Raw genomic sequence first — 19,771 nt, forward strand, 5'->3', positions numbered from 1 at the left:
GCGTTGATTATGCTACAATCCGCTCAGTTTTATGTAATGAAATGAATAGGAAATGCTTTGACCTCGTCACAGCCCAATCAACACAAGTCAATGAACGCTAGCAGCAACAGTGCGGCATCTCTGCGCAATGCATTGAAAGAATGCATGATGCGTGATCGTTTTCGTCTGAGTAAACGCATCTCTGGTGCGAGCAAAATAAAAAATGAGCAAGCCAAACATGCCGTTTTTGATCAAATTGCGCTCGATATTGCTCAGTCAATGATGGTGGCGCAGCAGCGTTTCAACAACCGCGTTACCATCGACTACCCTGATTTATTGCCCGTAAGCCAAAAACGCGATGATATCGCCAAAGCGATTGCTGAAAACCAAGTGGTAATTGTGGCGGGTGAAACAGGGTCAGGCAAAACGACTCAGTTACCCAAAATTTGCGCAGAACTTGGGCGCGGTAAATATGGCCTGATTGGCCATACTCAGCCCCGTCGCCTTGCTGCGCGTTCGGTCGCGAGCCGAATAGCGCAAGAGATGGAAACAGAACTGGGTGGCTTTGTTGGCTATAAAGTTCGTTTTAACGATCAAATTTCCGAGCAGACTCAGATCAAATTGATGACTGACGGGATATTGTTGGCTGAAATCCAGCATGATCGTTTTCTCAATCAGTACGACACCATCATTATCGATGAAGCGCATGAGCGCAGCTTAAATATCGATTTTATCTTAGGTTATTTGAAAGAACTGCTGCCGCGTCGTCCGGATCTCAAAGTCATCATTACTTCGGCCACCATCGATCCTGAACGCTTCTCTAACCATTTTAGTGGCGCGCCTATCATTGAAGTGTCGGGTCGTACTTATCCGGTCGATACGCGTTATCGACCACTGCTTGGCGAAGAGGATGAGGACCGCGATCAGCTGGAAGGTATTTTTGAAGCCGTCGATGAGCTTTGCGCTGAAGGGCTTGGCGATATTCTGATCTTCATGAATGGCGAGCGAGAAATTCGTGATACGGCCGATGCGCTCAGTAAACGTAACTTACGTGATACTGAAATTGTGCCGCTTTATGCACGATTATCCGCCGGTGAGCAGAATAAAATCTTTCAGCCCCATATAGGGCGGCGCATTGTTTTAGCCACCAACGTGGCAGAAACATCCCTTACCGTTCCGGGGATCAAATATGTCATTGACCCAGGTACGGCGCGTATCAGCCGTTATAGCTACCGCACCAAAGTCCAACGTTTGCCGATTGAACCAATTTCTCAAGCGAGTGCAAATCAGCGTAAAGGACGTTGTGGCCGTGTTGAAGAAGGGATCTGCATACGCCTCTATTCCGAAGAGGATTTTCTTTCACGCCCAGAATTTACCGATCCGGAAATACTGCGTACCAACTTAGCCTCGGTTATTTTACAAATGACCGCACTTGGGCTGGGTGATATTGAAGCATTCCCATTTGTGGAAGCGCCGGATAAACGCAACATTCAAGATGGTGTGCGTTTGCTTGAAGAGCTTGGTGCGATTCTTCCTGATACCAATAAACACGGTCACGACAGCAAAAAGCAGTTGACGGATATGGGGCGCAAATTAGCACGCTTGCCGATTGATCCCCGTTTGGCGCGTATGGTGCTCGAAGCGCCAAAGCTTGGCTGCGTAAAAGAGCTGATGGTGATTGCCGCTGCACTTTCGATTCAAGACCCACGTGAACGCCCATCAGATAAACAACAAGCCTCAGATGAGAAACATCGCCGATTTTTTGATGAAGAGTCCGATTTCCTGAGTCTAGTGAATTTGTGGAACCACATTCAAACTGAGCAAAAAGCGTTAAGCAGCAGCCAATTTCGTAAGCAGTGTAAACAAGATTACCTCAATTATTTGCGGGTACGCGAATGGCAGGATGTCTACTTCCAAATTCACCAATCGATGCGTGAAATGGATTACAAATTGAACGACGAACCGGGCAATTACCAAAGTATCCACAGTGCAATTTTGGTTGGTTTACTGTCGCACATCGGTATCAAAGACCAAGAGAAAAATGAATACCAAGGGGCTCGTAACGCCCGCTTTAATATCTTTCCCGCTTCTGGTCTGTTTAAAAAGCAGCCCAAGTGGGTGATGGTCGCCGAATTGGTGGAAACCTCTAAACTGTGGGGGCGTATTGCAGCTAAAATCCAGCCTGAATGGGTGGAACCGCTGGCACAGCATTTGATCAAGCGTAGCTACAGCGAACCGCATTGGTCAAAAAAACAAGCCGCCGTCATGGCCTATGAAAAAGTGATGTTATATGGCATTCCTATTGTGCCTAAACGTTTGATTAACTACAGCACCATTGACGAGCCACTATGTCGTGAGATTTTCATTCGCAGCGCATTAGTTGAAGGTGATTGGGAAACCAAACATGCGTTTTTCAAGCAAAACCGTCGCTTATTACTTGAAGTCGAGGAGCTTGAGCATAAATCTCGCCGCCGCGATATTTTGATTGATGATGAACAGCTTTTCGAGTTCTACGATCAGCGAGTCGCAACGGATGTGGCCTCTGGGCGTCATTTTGATGCGTGGTGGCGAAAAGCCAGCAAAGCCACCCCAGATCTACTCAACTTTGAAAAAGAGATGCTATTTAAAGGTGATGCTAGCCACATCACTGATTTAGATTATCCCAACTTTTGGCATCAAAATGGTATTAAGCTGAAGCTCAGCTATCAATTTGAACCTGGCGTGGATAGTGACGGTGTCACGGTACATTTGCCATTGCCGATCCTAAATCAAATTGAGCCGACAGGGTTTGATTGGCAGATCCCCGGGTTACGTCATGAATTGGTTGTCAGCCTCATCAAGTCTTTGCCTAAAACACTGCGCAAAAACTTTGTACCAGCACCTAACTATGCGGATGCGTTTTTAGCTCGTGTCACACCGATGGAATTGCCTTTATTGGATGCGATGGAAAAAGAGTTAAGACGCATGACGGGCGTCGAGGTGAAGCGTGAAGATTGGAAGTTAGAGCAAGTTCCGGATCATTTAAAAATCACTTTTCGCGCGGTGGATCATAAAAATCGCAAACTCAATGAGCATAAAGATTTATATCAGCTGAAAGAGAGTTTGAAAGAGAAAGTACAAGAAACACTCTCTCAAGTGGCAGACGATGATATTGAACAGCAAGGTTTGCATACGTGGAGCTTTGGTGAATTACCGAAAGTGTACCAACAAAAGCGCGGCGGTTTCGAGGTTAAAGCCTATCCAGCGTTAGTGGATAGTAAAGAAAGTGTTGAAATTAAGCTTTTTGAGACTGAGCAAGAACAACTCAATACAATGAAAGCAGGGCAAAGGCGTCTGATTTTGCTGAACGTTCCTTCACCGATTAAATATCTGCACACCAATTTACCGAACAAGTCAAAATTGGGGCTCTACTTTAACCCGTATGGCAAAGTACTAGACCTGATTGATGACTGTATTGCTTGTGGGATTGATAAGTTAATTGAGCAGCAAGGCGGTTTAGTGTGGGAGCCGGAGCAGTTTGAGGCACTGAAAGAGTTTGTGCGTGCTGAATTGGGCGATACTGTGGTCGATATCGCCCAACAAGTGGAGACGATTCTTACCACGGCATTCAACATTAATAAAAAGCTGAAAGGGAAAATCGATTTTACGATGGCCTTTGCGTTATCGGATATCAAAGCGCAGATCGAAGGTTTGATCTTTAAAGGCTTTGCCACCGAATGCGGCTGGAAGCGTTTGCCGGATATTCTGCGTTACATGCGCGCGATTGAACGTCGGATGGAGAAGTTACCCATTGATCCAAATAAGGATCGTTTGCACATGTTGAAAATTGAAGCGGTAACCAATGATTACAAAGCGCTACTAAACAAGATACCTCGTGGTGCAGAAGTACCTGAAAATGTTAAAGAGATCCGTTGGATGATTGAAGAGCTTCGCGTGAGTTTATTTGCTCAGCAACTTGGCACTCCTTATCCAGTTTCAGATAAACGTATAAAAAATGCGATTGATGCTTGTTAGGTATAAGATTTGCATCTAACCAACAGTTCACTATAATTTGACGCTATGTGGCAATCGGTCGCCGTTTTGAGGCCACTGCCAAATTAAATAAAGAAGGTTCATCATGAAAAAGACTTTAATCGCACTGGCGCTGATCAGTACATCTTCAATGGCGTTTGCTGACTCTTGGATTTATGGCGGCGCATCGGTAGGCCAATCGGATTTGAATGGTAAAAGCGGTACTTCGTACAACATTCATGCCGGTACGGGTATTCTTCCTCTGATTGGCCTCGAAGCGGGTTACACCGACCATGGCAAATTTGAAGTCAGTGCCACGAATGAAATCGCGGCCTCTTCTGTTTATTTTGCGGTAAAGCCAAGCATTGATTTTGGCCCTCTGCATGTGTATGCCAAGGGTGGTTTGCATTCTTGGGATAAAAAATTAAACAGCAATAAAATAGATGATGGTTTTGACATCATGTACGGTGTAGGCGCTGAATACTTCCTGATGGGGCCCATTTCAGTTGGTGCAAGTTACATGAATTACACTCTGGGCGATGACGATATTGGTACGGTTTCATTCAACGCGACCTTCCACTTTCTTTAATCTAGTCACTCAATCGCTTTCAACCACTTCTTGCTCGTTAGTAGCAAGAAGTGGTTTTTTATTTGAGCAGTATGGTGTGGTGTACATTCTCAAGTACGCCAGTAACTGAAAGCAAAGCGCGACCAGTGATTGATGATGTAGTCAATAAATGCCTGAGTTCGCTCAGGAAGAAAACGTCTCTGAGGGTGCAGCAAATAAACATCCGCTCCTTCAATCTGCCAATTAGGCAATAATGGCACTAATCGTTTCTCCTCTAACTCCTTATCAATTAATCCTTTAGGTAACCTTGCAATACCCATATTCATGAATGTGGCTTGTAAAATCGTATCAATTTCCTCAGAACTAATACGTGCCTGAGGGATAAATTGAAAACGTTCTTTGCTTTGCTGATGTTCAAATATCCACGCTTGTTTGGTATTTAAAGTGAGTAGTGGCAGAGAAAGTAATTGCTCTGGATGTTTTAGCAGCAAAGAGGCCGAGTAGTCAGGGCTTGTGCACAACACGGAAGGGTTATTAGCTAGTTTGCGCGCAACCCAATCGGATTGAGGTTGTGGACCAAAACGTAGCGCTATATCAAGGTCGTGCTGGGTATGATAATCCAGCCCTGCACCGACTTGAATACGAATGTTGACTTTAGGATGTTGCTGACAAAATTCCAGTGCTAATGGACTTAGCTGATGCCGAATGGGTAGGATTGGCGCGTTAATGACGATCTCGCCTCTAAACTCTTGTTTGGCTTTTAAAGCTTGTGCTTGTTTATCTTCTATTTGGCTAAATAGGTTGGCATAGGTTTCAAACAAATGCTCGCCTTCTTTCGTTAGTACCACTTCTTTACTGTTTCTGATCAGTAGAATGCTGCCAATATCTTGCTCCAACTGCTGAATTCTGCGGCTCAACGTGCTGGTGGACAAGGCTTTTTGTTTTGCTGCCAGCGTAAAATTGCCACATTTCACTACCGTTAAAAAGAGTGATAAATCATCAAGTTTCATCATTAATCCCATTTATGCAATAAGCCATCCCATTCTATCCTATTTTAGGATGTGCACTATTACGTTATCGTGTCGGTCGCGCATTCTAATCAAGTTCATATGAGGGGCACATGCCTACCGATTCAACTTATTCAGCTAATCCGAAAATTATTTTTGCCAGCGTTGCTTTAGTCATCGCTTTAGGCTCGCTTGAAAAAAGCATCGTTACCACTCCATTGGCTCTTATTGGGCAAGATCTCTCGGCAGGACAAGCATTAACATGGGTGATTACTGCTTATCTATTAGCATCGACCGCTGTATTGCCCGTCTACGGTAAACTGAGCGACTTGTTCGGACGAGTTCGGATGCTAAATGTCAGTATCGTGATCTTTATGTTGGGTTCCGCGCTGTGTACCTTTGCTTTTGATCTACCCAGTTTAATTGGTGCTCGTGTGATTCAAGGGATTGGCGGTGGAGGCTTAATAGCTCTGGCATTTACCGTTATCGCCGATTCAATTCCTGCGCGCGAAGTGGGCAAGTACCAAGGTTATATTTCAGCGGTTTATGCGGTGTCCAGTATTGCAGGGCCACTGCTTGGCGGCTATTTTGCTGACTACCTCAGTTGGCGGTGGGTATTCGGTATTAATTTACCGTTAGGGTTGGTGACACTTTACATGGTTAACCGCTATTTGAAGCATCTCAATAAACGCAGAGATAGTCGCTTTGATTGGGTGGGAGCAGCGTTACTCATGAGTGCGACGACTTTGCTGCTGTTATTACTTTCTTCACATTCATTTATCCCTACTGGCTGGGGGGCGTTTGCATTACTGGCGTGTTTAGTTGCTTTGGTGGTTGTTGAACGCAGAGTGAGTGATCCTATTTTACCGGCGCGTTTAGCACGTCTTCCGAATTATCTGACCGCGATTGTTCTTATTATGGGATCGCAAATGCTGATGTTTGCGCTTTTGGTTTATTTGCCGCTGCAGTTTCAGTGGCAAAAAGGACTCACTCCGTCAGAAAGTGGTGCGATTATGGTGATCTTCATGGTCTGTATTACCTCTGGCGCTTATGTGGGTGGGAAGCTCATCGCGAAGTTTGGCCGTTATAAGATGTTAGTGAGCGTCGGTTTTGCTTTGGCTATGGCTGCATTGTGGCAAGTTCATTACGATATGTGGGTGAAATTTGCATTGGGTTTTGCGGGTATAGGTATTGGTTTAACCTTACCGGCCTTAGGCGTTGTCGTACAAAGTGTCTTACCCGCACGTGATCGCGGCATTGGCATGTCACTGTTTAATTTTGGACGAGAACTCGGCGGTGCACTCGGTGTTGCGTTCTGTTCTGCGCTCTTTTATCTGAGAGTGCCAAGCGAAGTCATGGTTGCTGAACACGGTGCCGAGCAGGCCGGCGTTTCCACTCAGGTATTATCACAAGGTTTTAGCTTGGTTTATATTGGCATGAGCGTACTAGCATTACTGGCGATGTTACTGACAGTATGGCGCTTGCGTAAAGATGCATTGATGAAAAGTTCATCATGAATTCCTGCGTGTTATTGAGCGTTAACTAAGTGTAAAAAAAGCAGCGATTTAAGCTGCTTTTTAAGTTTGGCGCTAAAGGTATCTATTCTTTAGGTGGTCTTGGAAATATTGAGCGTTAAGCACATCCCCAGTTGCTTGTTTCACTAATTCATCGGTTGTTAATAGGCTACCTTTTCGCCAAATATTATCGGCAAGCCAAGTAAATATTGGTGATAAATTGCCACTGCGAATGGCGGCATCAACATCCACCGTTTTCTTCATAGCTGCCATAAACTGCGCAGCGTACATCGCGCCAAGTGTATAACTTGGAAAATATCCGAAAGCGCCATCTGTCCAGTGGATGTCTTGCATACAGCCGTTTTGGTCATTTCCTTGGGTAGAAAGGCCGAGGTAAGCCTGCATTTTGTGATCCCATAGCTCAGGCACATCGGTATGTTTGATATGACCATTGATCAAATCACGTTCAATTTCATAACGTAAAATGACGTGCGCTGGATAAGTCAACTCGTCGGCATCGACACGAATAAAGCCTTTTTCAGCGCGAGTGTAGATCTTCTGGAAATTCGCTTGTGCAAATACTTTATCTTCACTACCTGAAAAATAGCGGGCGGCTAGGGTGGCTAAGTGCTCAATAAAGGGTTCACTGCGCCCCATCTGCATTTCAAAAAAGAGCGATTGAGATTCATGAATACCCATCGAACGCGCTTCTCCTGCTGGTGTACCAGCAAGATGTTTAGGCAAGCCTTGCTCATAACGTGCGTGGCCCGTTTCATGGACAATGCCCATTAGAGACTGAATAAACTCCAACTCATTATAACGAGTGGTGATCCGAACATCGGTTGGAACACCGCCACAAAAAGGGTGAACGCTTTCATCAAGGCGACCGTGTTCAAAATCAAACTGAAGCAGTTTCATGACTTCTAAGCCTAGCGCCTTTTGCTTTTCAGCAGGGTAATGGCCAGTCGGTATGATTATCTCTTCGGCGCGTTGCTTCTCTATGACTTGATCGATTAACGTTGGCAGCCAAGTTTTAACATCGCTGAAAACAGCGTCCAATGATTGAGTTGTTGTACCCGGTTCGTAAAGATCGAGCATCGCATCATAAGGCGTTAAACCTGTAGCATCAGCGCGGATCTGCGCTTCTTGCTGTGAGAGTGTGACCACCTCAGCCCAGTTTTTCTCAAAACCGACCCAATCATTGTTTTTGCGTTGGGTACGCCAAGCATGTTCACACTTTGAACCAGCAAGAGATTTCGCTTGCACCAAAGCTTCAGGCAGTACGTTTGCCTGCTGCCAGTGGCGTTTGAGTTCACGCAGAGTTGCTTTTTGCTCATCGTCCAATGGCCCATTTTGTGCTTTATCAAACCATTCAGCCAATTGAGGTTGAGTATGTAAACTATGAATATGAACGGACAAGTGCGCCATCGCTTCCGAGCGAGCTTGAGCGCCGCCAGCAGGCATTACTGCGGCTTGATCCCAGCCACAAATAGCCGCTAAATGATTGAAATGTGAAATTTTCTTAGAATGTTGAACTAATTGATTGAATGCATCCATGGAATTAGCCTTCCGTGACGTAAAAGAGAAGTAAGTGTAGCAACCATTAAGTGTCTAACCAAGGCTATCCAAGGCAATCAAGGTGAAAGAGCGTGACCCAAACCGACAAAGCTGTGAGTATTTCATTATTTTCTTATCCAGTGAAAACTGTTAAAGACTTTATAAAAGAGCTCAGGTATAAAAAGGCAAACGATGACATTTCTTTTATACAAGGACGGGTATGTATATCCAAAACGTTGAAGCCTTTCTGATCGCAATTACTATATTAACGCTAACTCCAGGGCTAGATACGGCACTGGTGATTCGTAACACATCACGAGCAGGGTTCACTGACGGCAGCATAACAAGTTTGGGTATTTGCATGGGGCTATTTGTGCATGCGACCTTTTCCGCCGTTGGTATTTCGGCGATTTTGGCACAATCGGCCGAGCTGTTTCATGTGGTTAAAATGATTGGTGCGGCGTATTTAATTTGGCTGGGACTATCCAGCTTAAAAGCGTTGCTGAAAAGTAGCCAAGGTATGCAGGTTACGGCGATTTCACACAGTGAATTTACGCTGAAGCGGTCATTGCGTGAAGGCTTTCTTTCCAATGTGTTGAACCCTAAAACGGCAGTATTTTATCTCGCATTTTTGCCGCAATTTATTAACCCAGAATATTCTCCGTTGTTGCAATCGCTTTTGATGGCTGCCATTCATTTTGTTATCGCTATGTGCTGGCAGTGCGGTTTAGCGGGCGCATTGAGTTTTGCAAAAAACTTACTCAAAAATGCGTCGTTTATGAAATGGATGGAAGGGACAACAGGCGTTGTGCTAGTCGCGCTTGGGGTGAAATTGCTACTAGAAGATGAAGCGGCTTAAGAAGTTGCTCTTTAGTCGCCTAAAGTTGCCGATAAGCATTGCCACATGCTTATCGGCTGGCAAACGATTAATGTTGGGTTTGAGCACCACGGGTAAAAGGCGCTGACTGTTTTTCAAAAAATAGCTTGGTCTCTTCAAGCACAATATGACGTAATGCGATTAATCCGATCAGATTAGGGATAGCCATTAAACCGTTAACGATATCAGCAATAATCCAAATCATATCAAGGTGCAAGAACGCACCTGATGCCACCAAACCGATAAAAATCAGCTTATAAGGCATTACTGCTTTGGTGCCAAACAAAAACACCACGCAGCGTTCACCGTAATAGTTCCAGCCTAAAATCGTCGTAAAAGCAAAAAACATCAAACCAATGGAGACCATCATTGGGCCCAAGGTTTGCGCATTTAAGCCTACGGCAAATGCATAGGTTGTCATAGCGGCGCCAGAAAAATCACTTTGCCATGCGCCAGTTAAGATCAGCGCAAGCCCGGTCATGGTGCAAATAATGATGGTGTCAAAGAAAGTACCAGTCATTGAAATCAACCCTTGTTTTACGCAAGAGTCAGTTTTCGCTGCCGCCGCGGCCATTGGCGCGCTGCCAAGACCAGATTCATTAGAAAATACACCGCGCGCAATCCCTGATTGAATCGCTAGCATGATGCTCGCTCCTAAGAAACCACCAGTAGCGGCTGTGGAAGTGAAGGCAGAAGTAATAACTAAACTGATGGCCGTGAGTAATTGATCGCTGTTGCTGATGATCACACTCAAACACGCAAGGATGTAAAAAAGGGCCATGGCAGGTACCACTTTCCCAGCCACTTTAGCAATTGATTGAATACCACCGACCGTGACAAATGCGACTAACAGCGTTAGAACCACTGCTGATATTTCGCGTGACACACCAAAAGAGATTTCAGTAGCATCTAAAATCGCGTTGACTTGTGGGAATGTACCGATGCCGAAACAAGCGACACCGATGGCAAATAGGGCGAATAAAACCGCCAAAGTTCGCGAGCCCACGCCATATTGCAGGTAATACATCGGGCCACCAACCATTTGGCCTTTGTCATCCACTTGACGATACTTTACTGCCAGTAAACATTCAGCGTATTTGGTCGCCATACCAAACAGCGCGGCTAACCACATCCAAAATAGCGCGCCCGGCCCACCGAGCTTAATCGCTGTCGCTACGCCAACGATATTACCGGTTCCAATCGTCGCGGAAAGTGCGGTACATAAGGCGGCAAAACTTGATACATCGCCTTGTTTACCGGCGTCTTTGTCTTTACTAAACACCATCTTAAGTGCGGTAGGCAAATGTCGAAATTGGATAAGACCGAGACGAAACGTAAAATAGATGCCTGTACCGACCAATAAAATTAAAAGTGGTGGTCCCCAGACAAAGTTGTCTATAGATTCAAGAATAGATTGCAGGTTGTTCATTAGTTCCCCTTAATAAAACGACAGTTAAGGAGAAGAGGGAAAGGGCAGTAATCTGAAAAGATCCCACAAAAAGATCACAGCAGGCCGGTGGTGAAGAAACCACACCTATTTATGATTGTAACTTTCCACTCCTCTGTCCTTTTGCCTGAGAGTTTCACCCCAAATAGGGTTTGCTCCTTCGGCGACCGATTAAACGGTTCTCTCCAGAGGTTCCTCCAACTACAGTCCTCGCCAGCTCTCATAAGAGAGAGCATTAGCACCTGAAAGATTTACTTCTTCGGCGAGCCTGTTTACTCATACTTTGAATAAACTAAGGCTACTCTCCTGCAGTCTTCATCGGAACTGATGATAAGTGCGCTTACCATCAAGGCGAGATATGTTACATAAAGCGTTTTTCAAGACAAGAAAAATTGTGCTTTTGATCTCAATTTGCTGCCGTTTGGTGGTTTGTTAACCATTTATAGACGTAAACGTAGGATGAGGGGGGAAAACTTTACGCTTGTTGTCGATTGTTCTACTTTTTTCTGACTTATCGCGTGTTATAAATGATATACACTACGTGAGAGGATAGGCTAATGACACGACTCATCACCATTATTTTATTGATCGCCATTGCTTTTATTTTTATTCGTTATCGTACCAACGAAAAGTTGCAAAAAGGGGTGGTGGTTTCTTTACTCACTGCTTTTGTCATTTATGCTGCCTCAATTGTGATTACTGAATTAACTCGCTGAGATAGATAGGAGCGAAAGAGTGAACAAACAGACGGACATTGATGCACAAGACGATGTCGTAGTGATTGAAGAACGAGACAAACGCACCTACGTCTACATCGCGTTAGCAGGGGTGTTGGGGTTAGCATTAGGTGGCTTAATCGGTTCAAGTATCACCACGAATAACTGGCAAAAAACATACCATCAGCTAGAAGAAAAATATGAACAGCTCACCCAAGATAAAAGCCAATTAGCTGAAAAAGTGCAATTAAAAGTCGCCAGTGTCGACGCTGAAGTAGCAAATAAACTTCAACAAGCATTAGAAGAGCAACAAAAGCAGTATCAGCAAGAGCTGGATCAAGCGCAAAGCCAATACCAAGCGTTAATGGCAGAAAATAAAGCGCTGCAAGCGAAACTCAATACACAGGAAAATGCACTAGCGCAAGTTGAGAACAAAAATTCTAAATTAAATCGGCAAGCCGATATGCAGGCAACGATTTTTGAACGTTCACGCGAACTGTTCCAACGTGAATTGAAAATTAAGCAAGAGTTAGAAGCGCTGCAAAAAGAGAAAGAAAGTTTAGTACCGAAGCTCAAAACGCTCAAAACCGATTGTGATGTCTACTTAGAAGGTAAGTCGTGGGATGCAAAATCAGACGCATGTGATAAGCAAGATGAAGCGAATTCAAGAATTAGCCAAATCGATCAGATGATCCAAGTTCACCGCATGGATTTAGAACAAATCAAAGCGTTAACGGAAAATATAGGCTTATAATTTATACCAATCCCACCAATGTTTCTTTAGCAGGCCTCGCGAAAATGAGGCCTGTTTTATCGTAAGGCTTATTCGGTCAAATACGTTGTTAGGAATTCTGCAATCTTCACCATATCACTGATCGCAATATACTCTTCTGTGGTGTGAACTTTCGCCATACCCGTTGACAAATTGACGGTCACTAATCCTTTTTCGTTAAAGTTGTTTGCATCACTGCCTCCACCAGTACGTTTGGTTTTTGGTGCAATCCCAACCGATTCAAAGCTCTTTTTGATCGCAGCGATATGCGGATGCTCTTCATCCAATACAAAGGCGTTGTAAGCACGAGTAGATTCAATCTCAACCTGCGCGCCATGCTTGTGCGCCGCGGCCTGAAATGTTGACACCATATGTTCAACTTGTAGGCTCAACTTATCATCATTCAATGAGCGGGCTTCAGCGACAATTCTAAGATCAGGCATGACGATATTCGTTGCGCCACCGCCATGAACAAGGCCGATATTCGCCGTGGTTTCCTCATCAATACGCAGCAATTTCATTTGGGTAATCGCATCGGCCGCGACGGCGATAGCGCTAATACCTTCTTCAGGGGCAAGGCCTGCGTGTGCGGGTTTGCCTTTGATATTAACGATGATTTTTTGCTGCCCTGGGGCTGCTTTAACAATGGTTCCTATTGGACCACCAGTGTCGAGCACAATCGCCTTAGCCGATTGAATATGAGACATATCAAAGTGTTTGGAGCCTTGTAGCGCGCCTTCTTCATGGACGGTGAATGCAATTTCAATGGTTTTATGAGGTTGTTTTTGCGCTTTAATCGTTCGGATCGCCTCCATAATGGCCGCAATACCCGATTTGTCATCGCCGCCCAAAATGGTTTCACCGTTAGAGCGAATGACGCCATTTTCAATGACGGGTGTGATACCAATCCCCGGTTTGACGGTATCCATGTGACAGCTCAGTACGACACTGTCATCGAGTTGTCCTGCTAGGCGAGCATAAAGGTTAAAGCCATTGGAAACATGTTCAGGTACGGGCAGTTTTTGGACTGAAAAACCGAGCTCACCCAATTGTTCAGACAGCGTTTCTGCAATCTGTTTTTCGTTACCCGATTCGCTGTCAATTTGAATTAGTTGTAGAAAGTGCTCAACCAAGCGCTGTTCATTTATCATGGTCATTTTGTTATCTCGTAGGAAACAGAAGCCATACCATATCGCGTGTGGATGACGCGATGTTCTGCGATAAATCAAAGAAGCACGACAAAATAACCGAATTTTTCGCTTATATATAGCCAATGACTATTGTTTTAAACTTAATGATTCACCTGTATTGGCCTAATGTTTTGTTCGTGTAGCTCGGCATATAAAAATCATGTGCGCCTAACACCTCGCCCGATTGTGTGTTTTTTGCCGGAGGCAGTGTCGGCTTTTAATAAATGTAGCTAAAATGTTACGCCGTGCTATTCGCTTTACTGAGCAACTGGTTATGATTGACTTGTGATTAACGTGGCCGATTAAGAAAAAGCGCTTAATATTCAGTGTAATAAAAATAAATCATCTCTGTGAAATTCGCTAATTTACTATCCTACTGCTCATTAATAGATTTGTGTAACATTTTAATTACATCGACACTATTTGTTCTCCGCTAAACCGTTTTTCGTTATAGGGTTCATTTTTGCTGAAAATTACGCCATGTTCGCAATACTCAACACAAGCGTTAACAAAAAAGGAGCGCGAGATGACCTCAACATTTAACCCATTGGGAACAGACGGTTTTGAATTTGTGGAGTACACCGCGGCTGATCCCGCTGGAATCGCGCAGTTAAAAGAGCTGTTTACTTCTCTTGGCTTTGCTGAGATAGCCAAGCACCGCTCAAAAGAGGCGTGGTTATATCGTCAAGGGGATATTAATTTTATCGTTAACTCTCAACCCCATAGCCAAGCTGCAGCGTTTGCCAAAGTGCATGGACCTTCAGTGTGTGGGATGGCGTTTCGCGTTCATGATGCATCTGTCGCCATGCAGCATGTGCAGGCAAATGGCGGGCGAGAATACAAAACACAAATTGGCCCAATGGAACTGAGTATTCCTGCGATTTATGGAATTGGTGATAGCTTGCTCTATTTTGTCGATCGTTATGGTAGCCAGAGCATTTATGATGTGGATTTCAAGTTCTATGCCGATGCTAATCAACGAATGACCGACGCCAATGTTGGCTTGTTCGAAATTGACCACTTAACGCATAACGTTAAACAAGGTCATATGAACGTTTGGTCTGGCTTTTATGAGCGGATTGGTAACTTCCGTGAAATTCGCTATTTTGATATTGAAGGGAAGCTAACTGGGTTAGTTAGCCGCGCAATGACAGCGCCTTGCGGCAAAATTCGCATCCCAATCAATGAATCGTCTGACGATAAATCACAAATAGAAGAGTTTATTCGTGAATACAATGGTGAGGGGATCCAACACATCGCTTTATCCACTGATGATATCTATCAGACGGTACGTACTCTGCGCGAACGAGGGATGGATTTCATGCCGACACCGGATACTTACTACGAAAAAGTCAGTGATCGAGTTGAAGGGCATCAAGAAGATGTTGATCAGTTAAAAGCGCTGCGGATCCTGATTGATGGCGCACCGATGAAAGATGGAATTTTGCTGCAAATATTTACTCAAACCGTCATTGGCCCAGTCTTTTTTGAGATCATTCAACGTAAAGGTAATGAAGGGTTCGGGGAAGGTAATTTCAAAGCGTTATTTGAGTCGATTGAAAAAGATCAAATTCGGCGAGGAGTACTCAGCGATGCATAAATGGATCACATTTCCTCATCGGGAAGGGGTATGTTCAAACCAAGCTCATGCCGACTTCCCGCAAGAGGCTATCTATGAAAGAGAAGCAGGGCGCAGTGGTTTTTTTGGCCCTGCGGCCCATTTCCATCACCAACATGCACCGACTGGGTGGAGTGAATGGCAAGGTGAGTTAAGGCCGAGAGCCTTTAATTTTAATTTGATCGAGCAAGCCAAGCAAAGTTCACCATGGAGCGTGCCGCATCTATTGCATAATGCACAATGTAAAGTCCGAGTATGGAAGCTGGCTCAAGCGATGGATCATTTAGTGCGTAACGCCGATGGGGATGAGTTACTTTTTATTCATCAAGGAAGCGCTGATTTTTATTGCGATTACGGGCATTTGAGCGTTTCACAAGGGGATTATGTGTTGATCCCGCGCTCAACCAATTGGCGGCTGGAGCCAAGTGAGCCGATGTTCATTCTAATGATAGAGAATACGGATGCGGCGTATGCTTTGCCAGAAAAAGGGCTAGTAGGGAACCACGCCATATTCGATCCTGCGGTTTTGCAAGTCCCGTCGATTAATCCAGAGTTTAAAGCGCAGTATTCAGAAAAGACCACCCAAGTTCATTTAAAACGTCATGAGAAAATCAGCGTCATTACTTATCCATTTAACCCATTGGATGCAGTAGGTTGGCACGGTGATCTTTCTGTGGTGAAACTCAACTGGCGAGACATTCGGCCGTTGATGTCGCATCGCTATCATTTGCCGCCCTCCGCTCACACAACCTTTGTTGGCCAAGGTTTTGTGGTCTGCACCTTTGTGCCTCGGCCGATTGAGAGTGACCCCGGCGCTTTAAAGGTTCCGTTTTATCATAACAATGATGATTACGATGAAGTGCTCTTCTACCATGCGGGTGATTTCTTTAGCCGCGATAATATTGAAGCTGGCATGGTCACTTTTCATCCTGCCGGGTTTACCCATGGCCCACATCCGAAAGCGTTCCAAGCTGGGCAAGAGCATAAGAAAAAATTTACCGATGAAGTGGCAGTGATGATTGATACGCGGCATGCATTACACTTTAGTGAGGCGGCGCAGCAGGTTGAAAATCAACAGTACGTCTACAGTTGGAAGAGCGAATAAACGAATAAGAATAAGGAAGTGACATGAAGTTAGCTACGCTAAAAAACGGCACAAGAGATGGGTTATTGGTTGTGGTCAGCCATGACTTATCAAAATGCGTTGCTGTGCCTGAGATTGCCGAGCATTTACAGCAAGCCTTAGACCGTTGGCAGGAAACCGCACCGATGCTCAGCGAAATTTATACGGCGCTGAATGAAGGCGAATTTCTGCAAGAGATGCTGTTTGATCAAACCTTGTGTCATTCGCCGCTGCCTAGAGCGTATCAATGGGCCGACGGTTCTGCTTACGTCAACCATGTTGAGTTAGTACGAAAAGCACGAGGAGCGGAGATCCCTGAAAGCTTCTGGAGTGATCCGTTAATGTATCAAGGTGGTTCGGATGCTTTTCTTGGACCGCGTGATGATATTCAAATGCAAGATGAAGCATGGGGAATTGATTTTGAAGCCGAAGTGGCCGTGATCACCGATGATGTCAGAATGGGTGCAACCCTAAGTGAAGCGGCGCAAGCGATTCGATTGGTGATGTTGGTTAACGATGTGTCGCTGCGTGGTTTGATCCCTCAAGAGCTTGCTAAAGGATTTGGGTTTTTTCAATCCAAACCGTCTTCAGCATTCTCTCCTGTCGCTGTGACACCCGATGAACTAGGCTGCCATTGGGACGGCGGAAAACTCAACCTGCCATTGCTATCAACCTATAACAATAAACCATTTGGTTGCCCCAATGCTGGCGTGGACATGACGTTTGAATTCCCACAGTTAATTGCTCACGCAGCAAAAACGCGCCCATTGTGCGCGGGCACTATTATTGGCTCTGGTACAGTTTCTAATAAACAGGGAACCGATTTTGGCAGTGCGATTGCTGAAGGGGGAGTCGGCTATTCATGCATTGCAGAAGTGCGAATGATTGAAACCATTCGGGACGGTAAACCAAGCACCGAATTTATGAAATTTGGTGACAGGATAACGTTAGAAATGCGTGATGATAAAGGGAACAGCCTGTTTGGTTTAATCGATCAACGCGTGGTGAAAGGGTCATGAGTAGCCTCAAGTTATATGGGTATTGGCGCTCTTCAGCCGCTTACCGAGTACGCATCGCACTTCACCTCAAGGCGCTCGATTACCAGTCGATTGCTATCCATTTAGTTAAGGAGGGCGGAGTGCAACATTCAACCGAGTTTAGCGCTCTCAACCCGAGTGAGTTAATTCCGGTACTGGAAGATAACGGACATTGCATTACTCAGTCGTTAACCATCATCGAATATTTGGATGACCAATATCCCCAAGTCCGTTTGGTTCCGTTATCAGGTAAAGAGAAATATCAGGTTAAAGCACTGGCGCAAGACATTGCTATTGATATTCATCCACTGAACAATCTACGAGTTTTACAATATTTAACGCGTGAACTGGACGTAGATGAAAGTCAAAAAGGAAACTGGTATCGGCATTGGATAGCCACGGGGTTTTATGCCTTGGAAAAGAAATTGGCGACAGTATCAGGGGAGTACTGTGTTGGTGATCAACTGAGCTTAGTGGATGTTTGTTTAGTACCACAAGTGTATAACGCGGAGCGCTTTAATCTTGATATGGCGCAGTTTCCGATCATCAAACGAATCACTGCTGAGCTTCGTGCTCATCCGGCGTTTATTGCCGCTGCACCAGAAAACCAGCCCGATGCTGAGAGTTAATCGAAAAGCCAGCCTTGCGGCTGGCTTTTCTTTGCGCTGTTTATTGAGCATTCGCCACTAAACTTGCATTGCTGTAATTGTTGTATCCATGCAGCAAAATAGAATAGCGGCCCGGTTGAGCATTGGAGAACTGACACGTTTCATTATTGCCACTGCGATAAGGACGGCAGTCGTATTGCTGTAGATCGGCATCAGTTTGATACTTAACGTATAAATCGGCATCGCCGCTTCCCCCTGACAATACAATACTCAAGTTGCCCGCTTCCGACAGTTCGAATTGATACCAGGTTTTGCTATTTCTGCTGGCCGATAAACCGTTCACAGGTACGCCATTTTTCAGTTGATTATTCGGCGTAGGCGGTGTTGAGGCGTTACCCATTTCAACCACATAAGCCAATCCAAGTTTAGTAAATTTCACCGCATGCAATCCTGTTGGGTCGGAATTTTGCAGAGTGTCTTGCGGGCTATGAATATTAGGGTTGTAATCATTAAATTTGGATTCAAAAGGCATCGCAGCTGGGTAACCAACCGCATGCCAAGAGGCATGATCAGAGCAAGCATAGCCACAGGTATCAAATCCATAGGTTAATGACGGTAAATATTCATCCAATAGTTGTGTCAAATACTGGGTAAAATTACTGTCAGTGTAATCGGTTATGAAGACAATATCTTCGCGTGAACCTTGGTAGTTAGTCATGTCTAACTGCATCACAGACATTACTTTTTTACCTTCGGCTTTAAAACGATTGGCTAAGTCTTGTGAACCTCGAAGGCCCACTTCTTCGGCAGCGTAAGCCATAAAAGCGATGCTGCGTTTAGGACGAAAATTTTGCTCAGACAACAAACGAATGATTTCTGTCACGCCCGCGATACCTGATGCATCGTCATCCGCACCCGGCGCAATGCTACTTTCGTTGGTTCGAGAGCCAAGTGTCGAGTCTAAATGCCCGCCAATCACCACCCATTCGTCAGGTTTTTCAGAGCCTGTAATTGTGAGCATTACCGATTTCTGGTTGTAGCCTGAATGTGTGATTTGTTCCACTTTGCTTGCGGGCAGTGACGCAGAGAGTGAGCGCCAATGATCTGCAATCCAATTCGATGCTTGAGCACCAGTCGAGGTGGTATAAAAGCGATTTTTAAACTGGGTTAAGGTGGTGATGGTACTGGTGATTTGTTGCGCTGATACTGATGGCAACCAAGCATTAACGCTGGTTTGCTGAGTTATTTCTGGTGCACTGAAAGTGTTTAGATTCAGCGGCATTGCGCTGACACTCATCGCACTTTGTGCAGAAGGGTGGACCATATAACCACCACATCGCTGATGATTTTCGTGCATTTCATGTGAAAGCGTCGCTAACTCGCTTACTGGTACTTGCCCAACCCATACTGATGTTTGATTGATAAGATTTTCAGGTAATAGGCTTTGGGCTCCAGAGCGAAGCGCCGTTTGCGTCGCGTCACCACCAATGGAAATCCACACCTTTTCTTCTGCATAAGCGGTACTGAAACAGCCTGCTAGCGCAATCGCCAATAACGTTTGTTTCTGGTTCATTCTCTCCTCCCTGGAGTATTATTATCAACATGATGTTGACCATAAACCCTAGGCCAAAAATAGGAATAATGAGAACAATTCGTTTTATACTCAGTTGTTCATAACGGTTGTCACTAAACTATCAATAAGGTATTTCATCGACTGAAAAAAAGAAAAAAGCCAGCGAAAACTTCA

The 19,771-nt window shown here is 44.9% G+C and carries 15 protein-coding genes and 1 riboswitch; of the genes, 10 read left to right on the top strand and 5 right to left on the bottom strand.

Translation table 11 applies throughout. The features are described from left to right. Positions 1-57: 57 nt before the first annotated feature. A complete protein-coding gene (gene hrpA / locus AACQ75_RS06050) occupies positions 58-3,993 on the top strand; it encodes an ATP-dependent RNA helicase HrpA (RefSeq protein ID WP_170888402.1) in 3,936 nt (1,311 codons plus the stop codon). A gap of 103 nt (positions 3,994-4,096) precedes the next feature. Next, the gene (locus tag AACQ75_RS06055; RefSeq protein WP_013856810.1) at positions 4,097-4,579 is read left to right on the top strand and encodes a porin family protein; all 483 of its coding nucleotides are present in this window, start codon (positions 4,097-4,099) and stop codon (positions 4,577-4,579) included. Between the two features lie 89 nt (positions 4,580-4,668). Here AACQ75_RS06055 and AACQ75_RS06060 read toward each other — a convergent pair whose 3' ends face one another. After that, on the bottom strand, positions 4,669-5,580 hold the full coding sequence (locus tag AACQ75_RS06060) for a LysR family transcriptional regulator (protein ID WP_013856811.1): 912 nt from the start codon (positions 5,578-5,580) through the stop codon (positions 4,669-4,671). A gap of 98 nt (positions 5,581-5,678) precedes the next feature. On the opposite strand from AACQ75_RS06060, the gene AACQ75_RS06065 reads away from it, so the two are divergent. Then, positions 5,679-7,082 carry an MDR family MFS transporter gene (locus AACQ75_RS06065; RefSeq protein WP_170888403.1) on the top strand — a complete coding sequence of 468 codons (1,404 nt, stop codon included), beginning with the start codon at positions 5,679-5,681 and terminating at the stop codon, positions 7,080-7,082. 72 nt (positions 7,083-7,154) lie between these two features. Here AACQ75_RS06065 and AACQ75_RS06070 read toward each other — a convergent pair whose 3' ends face one another. Beyond that, positions 7,155-8,636 carry a carboxypeptidase M32 gene (locus AACQ75_RS06070; protein ID WP_170888404.1) on the bottom strand — a complete coding sequence of 494 codons (1,482 nt, stop codon included), beginning with the start codon at positions 8,634-8,636 and terminating at the stop codon, positions 7,155-7,157. A 220-nt stretch (positions 8,637-8,856) separates the two neighbouring features. Between AACQ75_RS06070 and AACQ75_RS06075 the strand changes: the two genes are divergently transcribed. Next, entirely contained in the window at positions 8,857-9,495 is a 639-nt protein-coding gene (locus tag AACQ75_RS06075) for a LysE family translocator (protein WP_170888405.1), read from the top strand. Positions 9,496-9,562: 67 nt separating this feature from the next. Here AACQ75_RS06075 and AACQ75_RS06080 read toward each other — a convergent pair whose 3' ends face one another. Beyond that, a complete protein-coding gene (locus AACQ75_RS06080) occupies positions 9,563-10,942 on the bottom strand; it encodes an alanine/glycine:cation symporter family protein (RefSeq protein WP_096036407.1) in 1,380 nt (459 codons plus the stop codon). Positions 10,943-11,065: 123 nt separating this feature from the next. Then, positions 11,066-11,159: riboswitch (glycine riboswitch) on the bottom strand. Between the two features lie 358 nt (positions 11,160-11,517). Here AACQ75_RS06080 and AACQ75_RS06085 point away from each other — a divergent pair. Continuing rightward, on the top strand, positions 11,518-11,676 hold the full coding sequence (locus AACQ75_RS06085; protein WP_010319274.1) for a hypothetical protein: 159 nt from the start codon (positions 11,518-11,520) through the stop codon (positions 11,674-11,676). 19 nt (positions 11,677-11,695) lie between these two features. Then, positions 11,696-12,430, top strand: a complete 735-nt coding sequence (locus AACQ75_RS06090) for a hypothetical protein (protein ID WP_017050909.1) — start codon at positions 11,696-11,698, stop codon at positions 12,428-12,430. 68 nt (positions 12,431-12,498) lie between these two features. Here AACQ75_RS06090 and AACQ75_RS06095 read toward each other — a convergent pair whose 3' ends face one another. After that, positions 12,499-13,605, bottom strand: a complete 1,107-nt coding sequence (locus AACQ75_RS06095; RefSeq protein WP_170888406.1) for a M20/M25/M40 family metallo-hydrolase — start codon at positions 13,603-13,605, stop codon at positions 12,499-12,501. 559 nt (positions 13,606-14,164) lie between these two features. On the opposite strand from AACQ75_RS06095, the gene hppD reads away from it, so the two are divergent. From hppD to maiA, 4 genes are read left to right on the top strand one after another with little or no spacing between them, the layout of a single operon-like run. Beyond that, entirely contained in the window at positions 14,165-15,238 is a 1,074-nt protein-coding gene (gene hppD / locus AACQ75_RS06100; RefSeq protein WP_170888407.1) for a 4-hydroxyphenylpyruvate dioxygenase, read from the top strand. Continuing rightward, positions 15,231-16,361 carry a homogentisate 1,2-dioxygenase gene (locus AACQ75_RS06105; protein WP_017042493.1) on the top strand — a complete coding sequence of 377 codons (1,131 nt, stop codon included), beginning with the start codon at positions 15,231-15,233 and terminating at the stop codon, positions 16,359-16,361. The genes hppD and AACQ75_RS06105 overlap by 8 nt, the downstream gene beginning before the upstream one ends. 23 nt (positions 16,362-16,384) lie before the next feature. Then, positions 16,385-17,398, top strand: a complete 1,014-nt coding sequence (locus AACQ75_RS06110) for a fumarylacetoacetate hydrolase family protein (protein WP_170888408.1) — start codon at positions 16,385-16,387, stop codon at positions 17,396-17,398. Beyond that, positions 17,395-18,045, top strand: a complete 651-nt coding sequence (gene maiA, locus AACQ75_RS06115) for a maleylacetoacetate isomerase (protein ID WP_170888409.1) — start codon at positions 17,395-17,397, stop codon at positions 18,043-18,045. The genes AACQ75_RS06110 and maiA overlap by 4 nt, the downstream gene beginning before the upstream one ends. Positions 18,046-18,085: 40 nt before the next feature. Here the strand turns inward: maiA and AACQ75_RS06120 are convergent, their stop codons facing one another. Beyond that, a complete protein-coding gene (locus tag AACQ75_RS06120; protein ID WP_170888410.1) occupies positions 18,086-19,597 on the bottom strand; it encodes a M28 family metallopeptidase in 1,512 nt (503 codons plus the stop codon). Between the last annotated feature and the right edge of the window lie 174 nt (positions 19,598-19,771).

The sequence above is a fragment of the Vibrio sp. B1-2 genome (genome assembly GCF_963888445.1).
In the GTDB taxonomy this organism is placed as follows: Bacteria; Pseudomonadota; Gammaproteobacteria; order Enterobacterales; family Vibrionaceae; genus Vibrio; species Vibrio anguillarum.